Raw genomic sequence first — 17,581 nt, forward strand, 5'->3', positions numbered from 1 at the left:
GGCGTTCCGACCTCCCCCCCCCCCCCCCCCCCCCCCGCCCACCCCCCCCCCCCCCCCCCCCCACCCCCCCCCCCCCCCCTCCCCCCCCCCCCCCTCGCGCGTTCCGCCGCCGGGCCTACTGGCGGGGGAGCGGCTTGCCCGACGTGGCGTCGACCACCTTGCGGTCGCCGAGCGGCTGCTGGAGCGTCGCCGTCAGCGCCATCTCCTGCGCGATCATGATGCAGGCCTGGTCGGGCTTGTTCGGGGTGTCCGTGATCTTCACCAGGACAGAAGCCGCCTCCTCCCGGGCCTCCAGGGTGTAGGTGCTGCACACCCCGCCCCAGAAGTTCACCGTCAGCGTCCGGTCGGCCTGGGCGTACGAGAACCCCGGCACGGTGTGCGGCTTCGACGGCACCGGCGTGCCCGCGTCCTGCGCCGCGGCCGGCTGGGCCACCGTGCGGCCCGGCTTGCCCTGCGCGCCCGCCACCTCGAACAGCCAGGCCGGCACGAGGCCCCGCCCGCCGTCCACGGTGCCCGCGACCAGCCCCAGCACGGCCCCCCGCACGCTCTCGGTCCGCGGCGGCTTCATCGGCCGCGGCTCCGGGTTGCAGGGCAAGGTGTCCGTCGCGCCCGTCGGGGTGTCCGGGGTCAGCGGCACCGTGGTCGCACAGCCGCTCGGGCCCGGGCCGGTGCCGTCGCCGCCCTTCGCCGCCGCGTTGAGCCGCTCCAGGGCCTCGGCGGCCCCGACCACGGCCTGCTCGCCCGCGCGGACCGGGGCCTTCAGCTCCCCGCTGCCCGCCACCACCGCGCCGTCGGCCCCGACGCTGATCTTGCTGGACCAGCCCTGGGTCGGGAGCCCGCCCACCACCGGGTCGGCGCTCACCACCCGGACGGAACCCTGGGTGAGGTGCGCGTCCACCTTGGCGTCGCCCTGCCCGGCGGCCGCGAGCACCGGCGCCGCGGCGGCCTTCGCGGCCTGCTCGGAGACGGGCTTCGCCGCGCCCGCACCCTCCTGGGGGCCCTGGGGGAGCGTGGCCGGGCCACAGGTGTCCTTGCCGCGCACGCAGTCGTCCCCGACACCGGTGCCGCCGCCCTGGTAGCGCGAGAACGCCCAGGTGCCGGGGGCCTTGCGGGTCACCGTGAGCCGGGGCCCGGAGCCGTCGGCGGCCTCGCCGGCCTGCCAGGTTTCGCCGACCAGGCGGGGCACGCCGGCGACGCCGAGCGCCTTCGCGAGCCGGGCCACCTCGTCGGAGGCCACCTCCCCGGACGCGGCGAAGGCGGGTGCGGTGCCCGGCCCGTCGGGCAGCTTCACGTCCGCCCGGTACGTCACCGGCCCGCCGGAGGGGTCCGGCTCCCCGGGGGCGATGCCGGGGCCCGTCGGGGACCCCGCCGAGCGCGGCGCGACGGCCGCGCTGTCAGCCGTACGGGCCGTGCCGCCCGAGGCGTCGCCGTACGCCGTCGACGCCCAGTACGCCGTACCGCCGCCGGCCAGCAGGACGGCGGCCGCGATCGAGCCGACGGCCCAGGCGGGCCGCCGTCGTGTGCCGCGTGATGTGTCGGGTTGTTCGCTGGTCACCGCATCGCTCCTTAGCGTGTCCCGCCGTACGTGATGCGGGTGTGACGCGTCGGCCGCGAAACCGGTTCCCCTCGTTCCCCCGGTTGCCCCAGCCGCCCTAGTCGCCGTACGCGGCGGTGCCGGCGATCAGCCGGGCCGAGGAGGGCGGGACGCTCACCCCGTGGATCTGCGAGGGCGCCACCCGCCCCGGCCGGGGCTCCCGCTCCACGGGCCAGTGCGGGGCCATCCGGGCGCAGTCGCCGAGCAGCCGTGCGAAGCCGGGCCGCGCGTCGGAGGCGTGGTCCGCGTACCCGAAGCCATCGGTATAGGTCATGGGGGCACCGTATGGGCGCCATCCTGGGCGAAGGAAGTCCTACTACGGGGTAGTTTCGCCGGGTCGGAGTATGGGCGCGGACCCGGTAGTTTTGATTGTCACCCGCCGTCATCCGCAGGAGCATCCACGCCGTGCGCATCGCAGTCACCGGCTCCATCGCCACCGACCACCTCATGACCTTCCCGGGCCGCTTCGCCGACCAGTTCGTCGCCGACCAGCTCCACACGGTCTCCCTCTCCTTCCTCGTCGACAACCTCGACGTGCGGCGGGGCGGCGTCGGCCCGAACATCTGCTTCGGCATGGGCCAGCTCGGCAGCCGCCCGATCCTCGTCGGCGCGGCCGGCTCGGACTTCGACGAGTACCGCGCGTGGCTGGACCGCCACGGGGTCGACACCGAGTCCGTCCGGATCTCCGAGGTGCTGCACACCGCGCGCTTCGTCTGCACGACCGACGCCGACCACAACCAGATCGGCTCCTTCTACACGGGCGCGATGAGCGAGGCCCGCCAGATCGAGCTCAAGGCCGTCGCCGACCGCGTGGGCGGACTCGACCTCGTCCTCATCGGCGCCGACGACCCCGAGGCGATGCTCCGCCACACGGAGGAGTGCCGCACCCGCGGGATCCCCTTCGCCGCGGACTTCTCGCAGCAGATCGCCCGCATGGACGGCGAGAACATCCGCACCCTGATGGAGGGCGCGACGTACCTCTTCTCGAACGAGTACGAGAAGGGCCTCATCGAGTCGAAGTCCGGCTGGACCGACGAGGAGATCCTCGCCAAGGTCGGCACCCGCGTCACCACCCTCGGCTCGCAGGGCGTGCGCATCGACCGCGTCGGCCACGAGCCGATCCTGGTCGGCTGCCCGGAGGAGACCGCGAAGGTCGACCCGACCGGCGTCGGCGACGCGTTCCGCGCGGGCTTCCTGACGGGCCTCGGCTGGGGCGTCGGCCTGGAGCGGGCCGCGCAGATCGGCTGCATGCTGGCCACCCTGGTCATCGAGACCCTGGGCACCCAGGAGTACACCCTGGCCCGTGCCCACTTCATGGAGCGCTTCACGAAGGCCTACGGCGAAGAGGCCGCCGCCGAGGTGCGCGCGCACCTGGCCGCCTCTTAACGCGCCGCACTCCTCCTTGACGCGCCGCGCGAGCGGCGCGTCAAAAGGGGGTCACGCCTCCCGGCGGACCTGGTACGCCACGCCCGCACCCCGCGGGGCTTCGCCCAGGTACGTGTGGCCGCGCATCGCGCACCACGCCGGGATGTCCAGGCGGGCCACCTCGTCGTCGGAGACGACCGTGACGGTGCCGCCGACCGGGACCGTGGCGATGGCCCGGGCCAGCTCGATCACCGGCTGCGGGCAGCGCAGGCCCAGGGCGTCGATCTCGACCGACTCCGCCACCGGGGCCGCCGGAGGAGCGGCTTCCGGGACGCCGAGCTTCTCCCGTACGCCCGCCACCGCGCCCGGCAGTACCTCCAGGAAGCCGTTGACCTCGTCGGCGGAGGTGCCCGGCGGCAGGGAGACCCGTACGTTCCCCTCCGACAGCACCCCCATCGCCCGCAGCACGTGACTGGGGGTCAGCGTGGAGCTGGTGCAGGAGGAGCCGGAGGAGACGGAGTACCCCGCCCGGTCCAGCTCGTGCAGCAGGGTCTCCCCGTCGACGTAGAGGCAGGAGAACGTGACCAGGTGGGGCAGGCGCCGGTCGGCGTCCCCGACCACCTCGACGTCGGGCACCAGCCGGACCACCCGCCGCCGCAGCCGGTCCACCAGGATCCGCAGCCGGGCCGCCTCCGCGTCCGCCTCGGCCCGCACCGCCCGCAGCGAGGCCGCCGCCGCGACGATGGCGGGCAGGTTGGCGAAGCCGGGGGAGCGGCCCGACTCCCGCTCGTCGACGGGGCCTTGGGCGGAGAACCGGACACCCTTGCGGACGGCGAGGAGGCCCACCCCGGGCGGGCCGCCCCACTTGTGGGCGCTGGCCGCCAGGACCGACCACGCGCCCTCCACCCGGCCCCACCCCAGCGACTGGGCGGCGTCCACGAGCAGCGGCACCCCGGCGGCCCCGCAGACCTCGGCGACCTCGGCCACCGGCTGGACCGTGCCCACCTCGTGGTTGGCGGACTGGAGACACGCCAGAGCCGTGGTGGAGGAGAGCGCGGCTTCGTACCCGGCGGCGGAGACCGCGCCGAGCCGGTCCACCGGAACCTCCGTCACCGTCCCGCCGGCCGCCGCGTGCGCGTCCGCCGCATGGAGTACGGAGCTGTGCTCCACCGCCGATACGACCAGATGGCCGCCCGTCCGCCGGCGTCCCGCGAGCACGCCCGCCATGCCGGTGTGAACCGCGTGCGTCCCCGAAGGAGTGAACACGAGCTCGTCGGCGCGGCATCCCACCGCCTCGGCCGCCGCCTCGCGCGCCGCGTCCAGCAGCAGCCTGGCCCGCCGCCCCTCCCGGTACAGCCGGGCGGGGTCCGCCCAGCCCTCGTCCAGGGCGGCCTGGAGCGCCTGACGGGCCACGGGGTGCAGGGGAGCGGCGGACGCGGTGTCGAAGTACGGCATCCGGCCACGGTAGATGGTGGCCGGAGTCCGGGCGGGGCCCGCCCCGCGCGCATCCGGTTCAGGGACCGTCAGATGCCGTCCGGAGCCCGCCGTTCAGGGCCGTTCGGCCCGTCCCCCGTACGGCGGATCCATCCCTTCGGGGGCAGTAGCGGCGCGTTGGGCACCCTCCCCGCGCGACCCCAAATAGCGTCCAGTAGGGTTTGGTCCGCATAAACATCCAAACCCCTGCCTGCGTCAGGGCCGGCGACCGACCCGAACACGGCCGCGGCCGGCCGCGCGGGCCGAGACTCTCGGGAAGGCGCTACGTGAGTCCCTACGGCTCCGACCGCTCGCCGCGGCGCCCGATGCGGCGGAAGCTGCTGCAGGCGCTGACTGCGGGCGTGGTCCTGGCGACCGCCACTGGTTGCTCGTACACCTGGAAAGACTTCCCCCGCCTCGGAATGCCCACCCCGGTCACGGAGGAGGCGCCTCGCATCCTCTCCCTGTGGCAGGGATCCTGGGCGGCCGCTCTCATCACGGGCATCCTGGTGTGGGGCCTGATCATGTGGAGCGTCATCTTCCACCGGCGTAGCCGGACGAAGATCGAGGTCCCCGCGCAGACCCGGTACAACATGCCGATCGAGGCGCTGTACACCGTGGTCCCGCTCATCATCGTCTCGGTGCTCTTCTACTTCACCGCGCGTGATGAGTCGAAGCTGCTCTCCCTCTCCAAGAAGCCGGCGCACACGATCAACGTGATCGGCTTCCAGTGGAGCTGGGGCTTCAACTACGTCGAGAACGTCGACGGCGATGCCGCGACCCCGAAGGCGGGCGAGACCCCGAAGGAGCTCGCCTCCCTGCCGGACCGCTTCATCAAGCAGTTCCCGGCGGGCGCCGAGGGCGTCTACGAGAAGGGTGTTCCCGGCGACCGGAACATCCAGACCGGCAACCCGGGGCCGACCCTCTACCTGCCCAAGGGCGAGAAGGTCCGCTTCATCCTGTCGTCGAACGACGTCATCCACTCGTTCTGGGTGGTGCCCTTCCTGTTCAAGCAGGACGTGATCCCCGGTCACACCAACGTCTTCGAGGTCACCCCGACCCAGGAAGGCACCTTCATGGGCAAGTGTGCCGAGCTCTGCGGTGTCGACCACTCCCGCATGCTCTTCAACGTGAAGGTCGTCTCCCCGGAGAAGTACCGGGCGCACCTGAAGGAGCTGGCGGAGAAGGGTCAGACCGGCTTCCTGCCGGCCGGCATCAAGCAGACTGACCCGGCCCGGAATGCGGAGACGAACAAACTGTGAGCATCCTCAACGAATCCCAGGGTGCCGCCGCAGCTGACTCGTACGAGAACGAGCTGCCGGTGCGGCGCAAGCAGCCGGGCAACGTGGTCGTGAAGTGGCTCACCACCACCGACCACAAGACCATCGGCACGATGTACCTGGTCACGTCGTTCGTGTTCTTCATCATCGGCGGGATCATGGCGCTCTTCATGCGCGCCGAGCTGGCCCGTCCGGGCACGCAGATCATGTCGAACGAACAGTTCAACCAGGCGTTCACCATGCATGGCACGATCATGCTGCTGATGTTCGCGACCCCGCTGTTCGCCGGCTTCGCGAACTGGATCATGCCGCTGCAGATCGGCGCGCCCGACGTGGCGTTCCCGCGGCTGAACATGTTCGCGTACTGGCTTTACCTCTTCGGCTCGACCATCGCGGTGGCCGGCTTCGTCACCCCCTCGGGTGCCGCCGACTTCGGCTGGTTCGCCTACTCCCCGCTGTCGGACGCGGTCCGCTCGCCGGGCATCGGCGCCGACATGTGGATCATGGGTCTGGCCTTCTCCGGCTTCGGCACGATCCTCGGCTCGGTCAACTTCATCACCACGATCATCTGCATGCGCGCTCCCGGCATGACGATGTTCCGCATGCCGATCTTCACCTGGAACGTGCTGCTGACCGGTGTCCTGGTCCTGCTCGCCTTCCCGGTCCTCGCCGCCGCGCTCTTCGCGCTGGAGGCCGACCGCAAGTTCGGCGCGCACGTCTTCGACGCGGCCAACGGCGGCGCACTCTTGTGGCAGCACCTCTTCTGGTTCTTCGGACACCCAGAGGTGTACATCATCGCGCTGCCGTTCTTCGGAATCATCTCCGAGGTCATCCCGGTCTTCTCGCGCAAGCCGATGTTCGGTTACATCGGTCTGATCGCCGCGACGATCGCGATCGCCGGCCTCTCGGTGACCGTGTGGGCGCACCACATGTACGTCACCGGCGGTGTGCTGCTGCCGTTCTTCTCCTTCATGACCTTCCTGATCGCGGTACCGACCGGTGTGAAGTTCTTCAACTGGATCGGCACCATGTGGAAGGGCTCGCTGTCCTTCGAGACCCCGATGCTGTGGGCCGTCGGCTTCCTGATCACCTTCACCTTCGGTGGTCTGACCGGCGTCATCCTGGCCTCGCCCCCGATGGACTTCCACGTCTCCGACTCGTACTTCGTCGTCGCGCACTTCCACTACGTCATCTTCGGCACCGTGGTCTTCGCGATGTTCTCCGGCTTCCACTTCTGGTGGCCGAAGTTCACGGGCAAGATGCTGGACGAGCGCCTCGGCAAGATCACCTTCTGGACGCTGTTCATCGGCTTCCACGGCACCTTCCTGGTGCAGCACTGGCTGGGCGCCGAGGGCATGCCGCGTCGTTACGCGGACTACCTCGCGGCCGACGGCTTCACGGCGCTGAACACCATCTCCACGATCAGCTCCTTCCTGCTGGGCCTGTCGATGCTGCCCTTCATGTACAACGTCTGGAAGACGGCGAAGTACGGCAAGAAGATCGAGGTCGACGACCCGTGGGGCTACGGCCGTTCGCTCGAATGGGCGACGTCCTGCCCGCCGCCGCGGCACAACTTCCTCACCCTGCCGCGCATCCGCAGTGAATCGCCGGCGTTCGACCTGCACCACCCGGAGATCGCGGCCCTCGACCACCTCGAGGACCACGCCCCGGCGAAGGCCGTCACCGGTGGCAAGGAGGCCGGCAAGTGAAGATCCAGGGCAAGATGTTCCTCTGGCTCTCCGTCTTCATCCTGATCATGACCGTCGTTTACGGCGTCTGGTCGAAGGAGCCGGTCGGAACCACCGCTCTCGCGCTGGCCTTCGGCCTGAGCGCCATGATCGGCTACTACCTGGCCTTCACGGCCAAGCGCGTGGACGAGATGGCCCAGGACAACCTGGAGGCCGACGTCGCGGACGAGGCCGGCGAGCTGGGGTTCTTCTCCCCGCACAGCTGGCAGCCGCTCTCGCTCGCCATCGGTGGCGCGCTCGCGTTCATGGGCGTCGTCTTCGGCTGGTGGCTCATGTACTTCTCGGCCCCGATCATCCTGATCGGCCTGTGGGGCTGGGTGTACGAGTACTACCGCGGTGAGAACCAGAATCAGTAAGCGGTAGCGGTACGAGCCGCACAGAGCAGTAGAGAGCAGTACAGAGGGGCCCGGACACCTTTTCGGAGGAGTCCGGGCCCCTCGTTTGCAGTCACCCCGCGCGCTGGATTTGTCATATCTTCATAGCGTTGGGCGCATGAACCACTCACCGCGTCTTTGGACGGTACTCAGCTGCTCCCTGCTGGTCGCGTCCCTCGGGGCCGGCGCCACCGCATGCGGGTCCGGCGACAACAACCCGCTGTCCGCCCGCCCGTACGACGCGGGCGACCAGATCGTCTTCAACCAGCCCCCGGGCGGCCGCCCCACCGATCCGGACAAGCCGCTGGAGGTCACCGCCAAGGGAGCCGAGGCGCGGATCACCGACGTGATGGCCGTCGACACCCACGGCCGCCGCCTGGCGGGCGAACTCTCCGCCAAGGGCGACCGCTGGCACAGCACCGTCCCCATGGCCGCGGGAGTGCGCTACACGGTCCTCGTCAGCACGGAGGACCAGCGCGGCGCCCCGGGGCAGCGCACGCTGACTTTCGAGACCACCCCGGCCAAGACGGTCCTCAAGGTCGAATTCGGCCCGGACGAGGGCAAGTACGGCGTCGGACAGCCCCTCACCGCCGAACTCAACGAGCCCGTCAAGGACAAGGCCGCCCGCGCCATCGTCGAACGGGCCCTCGTCGTCGACGCGCCCGCCGGCGTCGACGGCGCCTGGCACTGGGTGGACGACAAGAACCTGCACTACCGCCCGAAGGACTACTGGCCCGCCCACACCACCGTCTCCGTACGGAGCAACCTGGAGGGCATCAAGGTCTCCGACGAACTCCACGGAGCCGCGTCCAAGCCCCTGAAGCTGGAGATCGGCGACCGCGTCGAGGTCACCACCGACGCCGCCTCGCACTACCTCACCTTCGAGCGCAACGGCGAAGTGATCAACACCATCCCGGTGACCACCGGCAAGCCCGGCTTCTCCACCCGCAACGGGGTCAAGGTGGTACTCGGCAAGCAGTACTTCGTCCAGATGCGCGGCGACACCGTCGGCATCGGCGGCAGCGAGTACTACAACCTGCCCGTCTACTACGCCACCCGGGTCACCTGGAGCGGCGAGTACGTCCACGCCGCGCCCTGGTCGGTCGGCTCCCAGGGCTACGAGAACGTCAGCCACGGCTGCACCGGCATGAGCACCGGCAACGCCGCCTGGTTCTACGAGAACATCACCGAGGGCGACATCGTCAAGGTGATCAACAGCATCGGCGACGACATGGACACCTTCGGGAACGGCTTCGGCGACTGGAACATGGAGTGGAAGGAGTGGCGCGAGGGCAGCGCCCTCCTCAAGGGCACCCAGGAGGGCCGCAGCCCCGTCGACCAGGCGCGACTGCGCCCCACCGTCTGAGAGCCCCGCAGAAGGCCGCACGGGCCCGCGTCCCGGCCGACAGGCCGGACCGCGGGCCCGTGTCGTGCAACCGGGCGCCCCGGGCGCCCCAGCAGCCTCAGGCGGCCGGCGACAGCCGCGACCTCAACAGCCCCGCCAGGGTGTCGGGGAAGTCGACGGGGTCCACCGGAAGGGTGACCGCCGCGTCCGCCCGGCTCCACGTGGCCAGCCACGCGTCCTGGGGCCGTCCCATCAGCAGCAGCACCGGGGGGCACCGGAAGATCTCGTCCTTGATCTGCCGGCACACGCCCATGCCCCCGGCCGGAACCGCCTCGCCGTCCAGCACGCACAGGTCGATGCCGCCCGCGTCCAGCTCCTTGAGGACCGCTGGAAGCGTGGCGCACTCCAGGAACTCCACCGGCGGCAGGTCCGCCGCGGGCCTGCGCCCGGCGGCCAGCCGCACCTGCTCCCGGGTGCCCGCGTCGTCGCTGTAGACCAGAACCCGCGCAGTCGCCCGCATTTCGTCCTCCACCTGGCCGTGAATCACGCTGATGATGCGCGGGATGCTACTCCGTCCGACCCGCTGTCAACATCGGTTCCGCAAGCCTCGCGAGCGGTCTCCTGATGGGCCGTTCGGGCCTTGCACACCCCCCTGACACTCCGAACGGCACCCCCCGGGGTGAGGGCGGGATAAGCGACCGACATAATGTCGGTCGTGGCGACAGCAACGACAGTAGATACCGGGCACGCGCACCCGACGGTCAATCGGCCGAACCTCGTCAGCGTCGGAACCATCATCTGGTTGAGTTCCGAGCTGATGTTCTTCGCGGCCCTCTTCGCGATGTACTTCACCCTGCGATCCGTGACGGGTGCCGAGTACTGGACAGAGCAGGCCGCGGCCTTGAATCTGCCCTTCTCGGCGACGAACACCACGATCCTGGTGCTCTCCTCCCTCACCTGCCAGCTCGGCGTGTTCGCCGCCGAGCGCGGTGACGTGAAGAAGCTCCGGACGTGGTTCATCATCACGTTCGTCATGGGTGCGATCTTCATTGGCGGCCAGGTGTTCGAGTACACCGAGCTGGTCAAGCACGAGGGCATGTCCCTCTCGTCCGGCCCGTACGGCACGGTCTTCTACCTGACCACCGGCTTCCACGGTCTGCACGTGACGGGCGGTCTCATCGCCTTCCTGCTGGTCCTCGGCCGGACGTACGCGGCCAAGAGGTTCACCCACGAACAGGCCACGTCGGCCATCGTCGTGTCCTACTACTGGCACTTCGTCGATGTCGTCTGGATCGGCCTCTTCGCGACGATCTACCTGATCAAGTAGCGATCACGTCGCCGGGTACCGCTCGGCACACCGTCCAGAAACACCGACGCAGAAGATCCTGACACCGGGGTAATCCGTGAAAAAGCTCTCCGCACGACGACGCCATCCGCTGGCGGCGGTCGTCGTTCTACTCTTCGCGCTGGCGGTCACGGGGGGGCTGTACGCCGCCTTCGCGCCCGCGGGCAAGGCGCAGGCCGATGAAACCGCCCAGTCCCTCGCCATCGAGGAGGGCAAGAAGCTCTACGCCGTGGGCTGCGCAAGCTGCCACGGAACCGGCGGTCAGGGTTCCACTGACGGCCCCAGCCTGGTCGGCGTCGGCTCCGCGGCCGTCGACTTCCAGGTGAGCACGGGCCGCATGCCCGCCCAGCAGCCCGGCGCCCAGGTGCCGAAGAAGCCGAACATCTACACCCAGCCCCAGATCGACCAGCTCGCGGCGTACATCGCGTCCCTCGGTGCCGGCCCGATCACGCCGACCGAGAAGCAGTACGACCCGGCGGGTGCCGACATCGCCGCTGGTGGCGAGCTGTTCCGCAACAACTGCGCGCAGTGCCACAACTTCACCGGCGAGGGTGGCGCGCTGACCAACGGCAAGTACGCCCCGAACCTCGAGGACGTCTCGCCGAAGCACATCTACGAGGCCATGCTGACCGGCCCGCAGAACATGCCCTCCTTCCCGGACAGCACCATGCCGGAGAAGCAGAAGAAGGACATCATCGCGTACCTCGAGAACGTCAACGGCGAGAAGTCCACCAGCCCCGGTGGCCTCAAGCTCGGCGGCCTCGGTCCCGTCTCCGAGGGTCTGTTCGGCTGGATCTTCGGTCTGGGTGCGCTGATCGCTGTTGCCGTCTGGGTCGCGGCCCACACCGCTAAGGCCAAGAAGTCATGAGTAGCCAAGACATTCCCGAAGACAAGCACCTGCCGAGCGAGCAGGGCGACGCGCACCACGGTGCCGTAGCGGTCGCGGACGACCCGTTCGCGGACCCCGGCCTCCCGGTCCACAAGCCGCGCATCCAGGACATCGACGAGCGGGCCGCCAAGCGGTCCGAGCGCACGGTCGCGATGCTGTTCACGCTGTCGATGCTGGCCACGATCGGCTTCATCGCCTCGTACGTGGCCTTCCCGGTCGACAAGATCGTGTTCATCTTCCCGATCGGCAAGGTCAGCGCGCTCAACTTCGCGCTCGGCATGACGCTCGGCACGGCCCTGTTCTGCATCGGCGCCGGCGCGGTCCACTGGGCCCGCACGCTGATGTCGGACGTCGAGGTCGCCGACGAGCGCCACGAGATCGCCGCCTCCCCGGAGGTCAAGGCGAAGGTCATGCAGGACTTCGCCGACGGTGCGAACGAGTCCGGCATCGGCCGCCGCCCGCTGATCCGCAACACGATGCTCGGCGCGCTGGCCCTGCTGCCGCTCTCCGCCGTCGTGATCCTGCGCGACCTGGGCCCGCTGCCCGAGGACAAGCTGCGCAAGACCCTGTGGTCCAAGGGCAAGCTGCTCATCAACCAGAACACGATGGAGCCGCTGCGTCCCGAGGACGTCCTGGTCGGTTCGCTGACCTTCGCCATGCCGGAAGGCCTGGAGGAGGACCAGCACGACTTCCAGACGCAGATCGCCAAGGCCGCCCTGATGATCGTCCGCATCAAGCCGGAGGACATCAAGGACAAGCAGGAGCTGGAGTGGTCCCACGAGGGGATCGTCGCCTTCTCCAAGATCTGCACCCACGTCGGCTGCCCGATCAGCCTGTACGAGCAGCAGACGCACCACGTGCTCTGCCCGTGCCACCAGTCCACCTTCGACCTCTCCGACGGCGCCCGTGTCATCTTCGGCCCGGCCGGTCACGCGCTTCCGCAGCTGCGGATCGGCGTGAATGACGAAGGCTTCCTCGAGGCGCACGGCGACTTCGAAGAGCCCGTCGGTCCTGCATTCTGGGAGCGCGGATGAGCACCTCCACGAACACCTCGGCCGGCCCGGCGCGCAACGCGTCGCGCGGCGAGCGCGTAGCCGACTGGGCGGACGGCCGCCTGGGCATCTACGGCCTCGCCAAGGCCAACATGCGCAAGATCTTCCCGGACCACTGGTCCTTCATGCTGGGTGAGATCTGCCTCTACAGCTTCATCATCATCATCCTCACGGGTGTGTACCTGACGCTGTTCTTCCACCCGAGCATGAACGAGGTCGTGTACCACGGCTCGTACGTGCCGATGCAGGGCGTCATGATGTCCGAGGCCTTCGCCTCGACCCTGGACATCAGCTTCGACGTCCGCGGTGGCCTGCTGATCCGCCAGATCCACCACTGGGCGGCGCTGATCTTCGTCGCGGCCATGGTCGTGCACATGATGCGCGTCTTCTTCACCGGCGCGTTCCGCAAGCCGCGTGAGGTCAACTGGATCTTCGGCTTCCTGCTGCTGGTCCTCGGCATGTTCACCGGCTTCACCGGTTACTCGCTGCCGGACGACCTGCTCTCGGGTACCGGTGTCCGCTTCATGCAGGGCGCCATCCTGTCCGTCCCGGTCGTCGGCACCTACCTGTCGATGTTCCTCTTCGGCGGGGAGTTCCCGGGCGGCGACTTCGTCGCGCGCTTCTACTCGGTGCACATCCTGCTGCTGCCCGGCATCATGATGGGCCTGCTGGTCGCGCACCTGATCCTGGTGTTCTTCCACAAGCACACCCAGTTCGCCGGCCCCGGCAAGACGAACAACAACGTCGTCGGCATGCCGCTGCTGCCGGTCTACATGGCCAAGGCCGGAGGCTTCTTCTTCCTGGTCTTCGGTGTCATCGCGGCCATCGCGGCGATCGCCTCGATCAACCCGATCTGGGCGCTCGGCCCGTACCGCCCGGACCACGTGTCCACCGGTGCGCAGCCCGACTGGTACATGGGTATGCCGGAAGGCCTCATCCGAGCCATGCCGGGCTGGGAGATCAACCTGTGGGGCCACACGCTCGTCCTGGGCGTGTTCATCCCGCTGCTGCTCTTCCCGCTGGTCCTCGGCGCCATCGCCGTCTGGCCGTTCATCGAGTCCTGGGTCACCGGCGACAAGCGCGAGCACCACATCCTGGACCGCCCGCGCAACGTCCCGACCCGTACGGCCTTCGGTGTCGCCTGGATCGCGGAGTACATCGTGCTCCTCATCGGCGGCGGCAACGACATGTTCGCCCAGTACTTCCACCTGTCGATCAACTCGATCACGTGGTTCGTCCGGATCGGCTTCTTCGTCGTCCCGGTCCTGGCGTTCATCGTCACCAAGCGGATCTGCCTCGGCCTCCAGCGCCGGGACCACGACAAGGTGCTGCACGGTCGCGAGACCGGCATCATCAAGCGCCTGCCGCACGGTGAGTTCGTCGAGGTCCACGAGCCGCTGTCGCAGGGCAAGCTGCACACGCTCACCGCGCACGAGCAGTACAAGCCGGTCGAGATCGGCCCGACGGTCGACGAGAACGGTGTCGAGCGCAAGGTGACGCGCGGCGAGAAGCTGCGGGCGAAGCTCAGCAAGGGCTTCTACGCGGAGAACAACCAGATTCCGAAGCCCACGGTGGAGGAGTACAAGGAGATCCAGTCCGGCCACGGCCACCACTGATCTCCGGCACGACCGCTTGAGGGACCGGCCCGGCCGGTCCTGGTGTCGCCACGGCGAGAGCCCCGTCCAGTCACTGGACGGGGCTCTTTGCCGTCCCCCGGGCTGGATAGGCTAGAGATCCTTCTCATTCGACGTACGACCCCCGACGAGCAGCAGGAGCTGACCATGAACGTTGCGACCCCGGCAGGCGGCGACAGCGTGGCGGCCCGCGGCTGGCCGGGCATCCTGGAAGCGCTGCTCACCCGTCAGGACCTCGCCGCCGAGGACACCGCCTGGGCGATGGAGCGGATCATGCGCGGCGAGGCCACCGACGCGCAGATCGCGGGCTTCGCCGTGGCCCTGCGGGCCAAGGGCGAGACGGTGGCCGAGTACACGGGGCTGGTCCGCACGATGTACGCCCACGCCAACCTGATCGAGGTGCCCGGGCGGACCGTGGACATCGTCGGCACGGGCGGCGACGGCGCCAAGACGGTCAACATCTCGACCATGTCCGCCATCGTGGCCGCCGGTGCCGGCGCCAAGATCGTCAAGCACGGCAACCGGGCGGCGTCCTCCGCCAGCGGCTCCTCCGACGTCCTGGAGAAGCTCGGCGTCAACCTGGCCCTCACCCCGGAGCGGGTGGCGCAGGTGGCCGAGGAGGCCGGCATCACCTTCTGCGCCGCGGTCGTCTTCCACCCGGCCCTGCGGTACGCCGCCTCGGCCCGCCGCGACCTCGGGGTGCGCACCGCGTTCAACGGCCTCGGCCCGCTCACCAACCCGGCCCGCGTCAAGGCGCAGGCCGTCGGCGTGGCCGACCCGCGGCTGGCCCCGATCATGGCCGGGGTGCTCGCCGAGCGGGGCACCTCCGCCCTGGTGTTCCGCGGCGACGACGGCCTGGACGAGCTGACCACCACCGGGACCTCCCGGGTGTGGTGGGTCCGCGACGGCGAGGTCACGGAGCACGCCTTCGACCCGCGCGACGTCGGCATCGGCACGGTCGACATCTCGGCCCTGCGCGGCGGCGACCCGTCGTACAACGCGGACGTCGCCCGCCGCCTGCTGGCGGGGGAGACGGGCCCGGTGCGCGACGCCGTCCTGCTGAACTCGGCGAGCGCCCTGGTGGCGCTGGACCCCGGCACGGGCACGCTGGAGGAGCAGCTCGCGGCCGCCATGGCCCGCGCGGCGGAGGCCATCGACTCCGGGGCCGCCCGCGCCGTCCTGGACCGCTGGGTGACGGCCAGCAACACCTGATCCCGAGCGGTCCTTCCGGACACGGCCCCGGTCCACATCGTGGACCGGGGTCTTGCGCGTGCGGGATCTTGTGGCAGGATGCTCTCCAAGGTCACGAGTGACAGCGTTTAGGCCCCGGCTTGCTGTCCGGCAACCCTCCTTCCGTGGCGGGGTGCCCCGGGTGATGACCAGGTCGTAGGCAGCGAGGTCTACGGCAAGCGCGGATCCCTCGACACCAGGGGTCCTGGTCTCTCGAGGAGCGTTTTCCGTGAGCAAGCGAATGCGATAGGGCGACTCCGCCCCTTCTTCAACCCTCGGACCAGGGTCCCTTCCGCGTACCCCCGATCAGTCCGAGGACCTTCCCGTACCCCCTGACGGCCGCCGTCGCCACGCGCCGCCGCACCCGCGTACGGGCACACCGAAGCCATTCAGCCCTGCCTGCCGGGAGATACCGCCATGTCCGCATCCCTGAACGCCGCCACCGCCGCCTGCGCCACCGCCGCCGAAGTCCCCGCCTGTGAGGGGCCGCTGCCGGTGCTCGGCCGGGACGTCACCGTGCCCCTCGTCACCGGCGGCGAGGTCACCTACGCGGCCCTGGACTACGCGGCCAGCGCCCCCGCGCTCCAGCGGGTCTGGGACGACGTGGCCGCGTACGCCCCGTACTACGGCAGCGTCCACCGCGGCGCCGGCTACCTCTCGCAGCTGTCCACCGACCTGTTCGAGCAGAGCCGCGCCACGGTCGCCGAGTTCCTCGACTGCCGCCCCGCCGACCAGGTCGTCTTCACCCGGTCCACCACCGACTCCCTCAACCTGCTCGCCGCCGCGCTGCCGGCCGGCTGCCAGGTCTTCGTCTTCGAGACCGAGCACCACGCCTCGCTGCTGCCCTGGGGCGACGCCCGGGTCACCTACCTCAACGCCCCCCGCACCCCCGGCGAGGCCGTCGCCACCCTGGAGCGGGCCCTCGCCGACCGCGACCCGTACGGCCCGGCGCTGGTGTGCGTCACCGGGGCGTCCAACGTCACCGGTGAACTGTGGCCGGTGAAGGAACTCGCCGCCGCCGCGCACGCCCACGGCGCGCGGATCGTGCTGGACGCCGCCCAGCTGGCCCCCCACCACCCCGTCTCCGTACGGGAGCTGGACGTGGACTGGGTCGCCTTCTCGGGGCACAAGCTGTACGCGCCCTTCGGCTCGGGCGTACTCGCCGGCCGCGCCGACTGGCTCCAGGAGGCGGAGCCGTACCTCGCCGGGGGCGGCGCCTCCCGCAAGGTGGCCCGCCGCGAGGACGGCGGCGTCGACGTCGAGTGGCACACCACCGCCGCCCGCCACGAGGCCGGCTCCCCGAACGTGATCGGCGTCTACTCCATCGCCTCCGCCTGCCGGGCGCTGCGGGAGGCCGGCTTCGAGAACCTCGTCGCCCGGGAGGAGCACCTCATCGCCAAGGTCCGCGAGGGCCTGGCGGAGGTTCCGGCGGTGCGGGTGCTGTCCCTGTTCGGGGACGACGCCCCGCGCGTCGGCGTCATCTCGTTCGTGGTCGACGGCTGGAACAGCTCGCACTTCGCGGCCGCGCTGTCCGCCGAGTACGGGATCGGGGTGCGGGACGGGCTGTTCTGCGCCCACCCGCTGGTGCGGACCCTGCTGGGCAGTGAGCCGCAGGCCCAGGGGGAGTGCGGGGCGCCGGAGGCGGCACCGGGGGAGCGGTCGCTGAACGCGATCCGGGTCAGCTTCGGGGCCGGTACTCCGGACGAGCACGTCGAGCGGTTCGTCCGCGCGGTGAAGGAACTCGTCGCGGACGGGGCGAAGTGGCAGTACCGCACGGAAGAGGGCCGCTGCGTGCCGGCCGTGTAGTTCCGGTGGGGCTGGAGCGTCCGACCCCGGTCGGCAGAATCCAGCCCCGCCGGCGTTCGAGGCGCGGGGGTCTGGGCGCGGAGCCCCCAGGAGGCCCCGCGCAGCGGTGCGGCTACGCGTCCAGGCCGATGGCGAACGCGGCTTCCAGGTCGTGCTGCGAGTACGTGCGGAACGCGACGTGCGTGTCGGTGGCCTCGACGCCCGGGATCTTGCTGATGCGGCCCGGGATGATGTCCGCGAGGTTCTCGTGGCGGGCGACGCGGACCAGGGCGATCAGGTCGTACGTACCGGTGACGGAGTAGACCTCGCTGACGCTGTCCAGCTGCGCGATGGACTCGGCGATCTCGGGGATCCGGTCCACGCTGGTCTTGATGAGCACGATCGCGGTGATCACGGTTGGTTGTCTCCCTCGCCGGCAGTTCGTCAGTCCAGTCAGTCAGGCACTG

General features: G+C 70.2%; 16 protein-coding genes and 1 riboswitch. Of the genes, 11 read left to right on the top strand and 5 right to left on the bottom strand.

Annotated elements, in window-relative coordinates; all coding sequences use genetic code 11:
* Window positions 1-115: 115 nt before the first annotated feature.
* Together AC07A6_RS37910 and AC07A6_RS37915 are read right to left on the bottom strand one after the other, a co-directional pair.
* Window positions 116-1,555 carry a hypothetical protein gene (locus tag AC07A6_RS37910; protein WP_478780163.1) on the bottom strand — a complete coding sequence of 480 codons (1,440 nt, stop codon included), beginning with the start codon at window positions 1,553-1,555 and terminating at the stop codon, window positions 116-118.
* Between the two features lie 97 nt (window positions 1,556-1,652).
* The gene (locus AC07A6_RS37915) at window positions 1,653-1,868 is read right to left on the bottom strand and encodes a hypothetical protein (protein WP_478780164.1); all 216 of its coding nucleotides are present in this window, start codon (window positions 1,866-1,868) and stop codon (window positions 1,653-1,655) included.
* Window positions 1,869-1,999: 131 nt separating this feature from the next.
* Between AC07A6_RS37915 and AC07A6_RS37920 the strand changes: the two genes are divergently transcribed.
* Entirely contained in the window at window positions 2,000-2,980 is a 981-nt protein-coding gene (locus tag AC07A6_RS37920) for a carbohydrate kinase family protein (protein WP_362468725.1), read from the top strand.
* Between the two features lie 51 nt (window positions 2,981-3,031).
* Here the strand turns inward: AC07A6_RS37920 and AC07A6_RS37925 are convergent, their stop codons facing one another.
* Window positions 3,032-4,414, bottom strand: coding sequence for an aminotransferase class V-fold PLP-dependent enzyme (locus tag AC07A6_RS37925; protein ID WP_478780165.1), 1,383 nt, complete (start codon window positions 4,412-4,414; stop codon window positions 3,032-3,034).
* 305 nt (window positions 4,415-4,719) lie between these two features.
* Here AC07A6_RS37925 and ctaC point away from each other — a divergent pair, with 305 nt between their 5' ends.
* From ctaC to AC07A6_RS37945, 4 genes are all read left to right on the top strand, one after another.
* Window positions 4,720-5,694: an aa3-type cytochrome oxidase subunit II gene (gene ctaC / locus AC07A6_RS37930; protein ID WP_362468729.1), complete on the top strand. Its 975-nt coding sequence runs from the start codon at window positions 4,720-4,722 to the stop codon at window positions 5,692-5,694.
* Window positions 5,691-7,421, top strand: a complete 1,731-nt coding sequence (gene ctaD / locus AC07A6_RS37935) for an aa3-type cytochrome oxidase subunit I (protein WP_125818809.1) — start codon at window positions 5,691-5,693, stop codon at window positions 7,419-7,421. The genes ctaC and ctaD overlap by 4 nt, the downstream gene beginning before the upstream one ends.
* A complete protein-coding gene (locus AC07A6_RS37940) occupies window positions 7,418-7,816 on the top strand; it encodes a cytochrome c oxidase subunit 4 (RefSeq protein ID WP_249765692.1) in 399 nt (132 codons plus the stop codon). The genes ctaD and AC07A6_RS37940 overlap by 4 nt, the downstream gene beginning before the upstream one ends.
* A 136-nt stretch (window positions 7,817-7,952) precedes the next feature.
* Window positions 7,953-9,200 carry a L,D-transpeptidase gene (locus tag AC07A6_RS37945; protein ID WP_362468734.1) on the top strand — a complete coding sequence of 416 codons (1,248 nt, stop codon included), beginning with the start codon at window positions 7,953-7,955 and terminating at the stop codon, window positions 9,198-9,200.
* 97 nt (window positions 9,201-9,297) lie between these two features.
* Here AC07A6_RS37945 and AC07A6_RS37950 read toward each other — a convergent pair whose 3' ends face one another.
* A complete protein-coding gene (locus AC07A6_RS37950; RefSeq protein WP_362468736.1) occupies window positions 9,298-9,699 on the bottom strand; it encodes a DNA-binding transcriptional response regulator in 402 nt (133 codons plus the stop codon).
* 186 nt (window positions 9,700-9,885) lie between these two features.
* Between AC07A6_RS37950 and ctaE the strand changes: the two genes are divergently transcribed.
* The 6 genes from ctaE to AC07A6_RS37980 all read left to right on the top strand — a co-directional run bounded on the left by ctaE (window position 9,886) and on the right by AC07A6_RS37980 (window position 17,135).
* Window positions 9,886-10,506: an aa3-type cytochrome oxidase subunit III gene (ctaE, locus tag AC07A6_RS37955; protein WP_362468738.1), complete on the top strand. Its 621-nt coding sequence runs from the start codon at window positions 9,886-9,888 to the stop codon at window positions 10,504-10,506.
* A 76-nt stretch (window positions 10,507-10,582) separates the two neighbouring features.
* Window positions 10,583-11,392 (top strand): cytochrome bc1 complex diheme cytochrome c subunit, encoded by an 810-nt coding sequence (gene qcrC, locus AC07A6_RS37960; protein WP_007263683.1) that lies wholly within the window; start codon window positions 10,583-10,585, stop codon window positions 11,390-11,392.
* Window positions 11,389-12,447: a cytochrome bc1 complex Rieske iron-sulfur subunit gene (qcrA, locus tag AC07A6_RS37965; protein ID WP_362468740.1), complete on the top strand. Its 1,059-nt coding sequence runs from the start codon at window positions 11,389-11,391 to the stop codon at window positions 12,445-12,447. Before qcrC ends, qcrA begins: the two co-directional genes overlap by 4 nt.
* Window positions 12,444-14,081, top strand: coding sequence for a cytochrome bc1 complex cytochrome b subunit (gene qcrB / locus AC07A6_RS37970; protein WP_125818804.1), 1,638 nt, complete (start codon window positions 12,444-12,446; stop codon window positions 14,079-14,081). The genes qcrA and qcrB overlap by 4 nt, the downstream gene beginning before the upstream one ends.
* Window positions 14,082-14,246: 165 nt before the next feature.
* A complete protein-coding gene (gene trpD, locus AC07A6_RS37975) occupies window positions 14,247-15,311 on the top strand; it encodes an anthranilate phosphoribosyltransferase (protein WP_478780166.1) in 1,065 nt (354 codons plus the stop codon).
* A gap of 89 nt (window positions 15,312-15,400) precedes the next feature.
* Window positions 15,401-15,517: riboswitch (SAM riboswitch) on the top strand.
* A 229-nt stretch (window positions 15,518-15,746) separates the two neighbouring features.
* On the top strand, window positions 15,747-17,135 hold the full coding sequence (locus AC07A6_RS37980) for an aminotransferase class V-fold PLP-dependent enzyme (protein ID WP_478780167.1): 1,389 nt from the start codon (window positions 15,747-15,749) through the stop codon (window positions 17,133-17,135).
* 112 nt (window positions 17,136-17,247) lie between these two features.
* On the opposite strand, the gene AC07A6_RS37985 is transcribed toward AC07A6_RS37980, so the two are convergent.
* Window positions 17,248-17,529, bottom strand: a complete 282-nt coding sequence (locus tag AC07A6_RS37985) for an Lrp/AsnC family transcriptional regulator (RefSeq protein WP_007263678.1) — start codon at window positions 17,527-17,529, stop codon at window positions 17,248-17,250.
* Between the last annotated feature and the right edge of the window lie 52 nt (window positions 17,530-17,581).

The organism is Streptomyces sp. NPDC044002 (genome assembly GCF_056434525.1).

What these genes read in the sequence shown, in the direction of transcription:
- AC07A6_RS37915 (WP_478780164.1), bottom strand. Translation starts at nt 1,868, where the DNA reads ATGACCTATACCGATGGCTTCGGGTACGCGGACCACGCCTCCGACGCG.
- AC07A6_RS37925 (WP_478780165.1), bottom strand. Translation starts at nt 4,414, where the DNA reads ATGCCGTACTTCGACACCGCGTCCGCCGCTCCCCTGCACCCCGTGGCC.
- AC07A6_RS37945 (WP_362468734.1), top strand. Translation starts at nt 7,953, where the DNA reads ATGAACCACTCACCGCGTCTTTGGACGGTACTCAGCTGCTCCCTGCTG.
- AC07A6_RS37950 (WP_362468736.1), bottom strand. Translation starts at nt 9,699, where the DNA reads ATGCGGGCGACTGCGCGGGTTCTGGTCTACAGCGACGACGCGGGCACC.
- ctaE (WP_362468738.1), top strand. Translation starts at nt 9,886, where the DNA reads ATGTCGGTCGTGGCGACAGCAACGACAGTAGATACCGGGCACGCGCAC.
- qcrA (WP_362468740.1), top strand. Translation starts at nt 11,389, where the DNA reads ATGAGTAGCCAAGACATTCCCGAAGACAAGCACCTGCCGAGCGAGCAG.
- qcrB (WP_125818804.1), top strand. Translation starts at nt 12,444, where the DNA reads ATGAGCACCTCCACGAACACCTCGGCCGGCCCGGCGCGCAACGCGTCG.
- trpD (WP_478780166.1), top strand. Translation starts at nt 14,247, where the DNA reads ATGAACGTTGCGACCCCGGCAGGCGGCGACAGCGTGGCGGCCCGCGGC.
- AC07A6_RS37980 (WP_478780167.1), top strand. Translation starts at nt 15,747, where the DNA reads ATGTCCGCATCCCTGAACGCCGCCACCGCCGCCTGCGCCACCGCCGCC.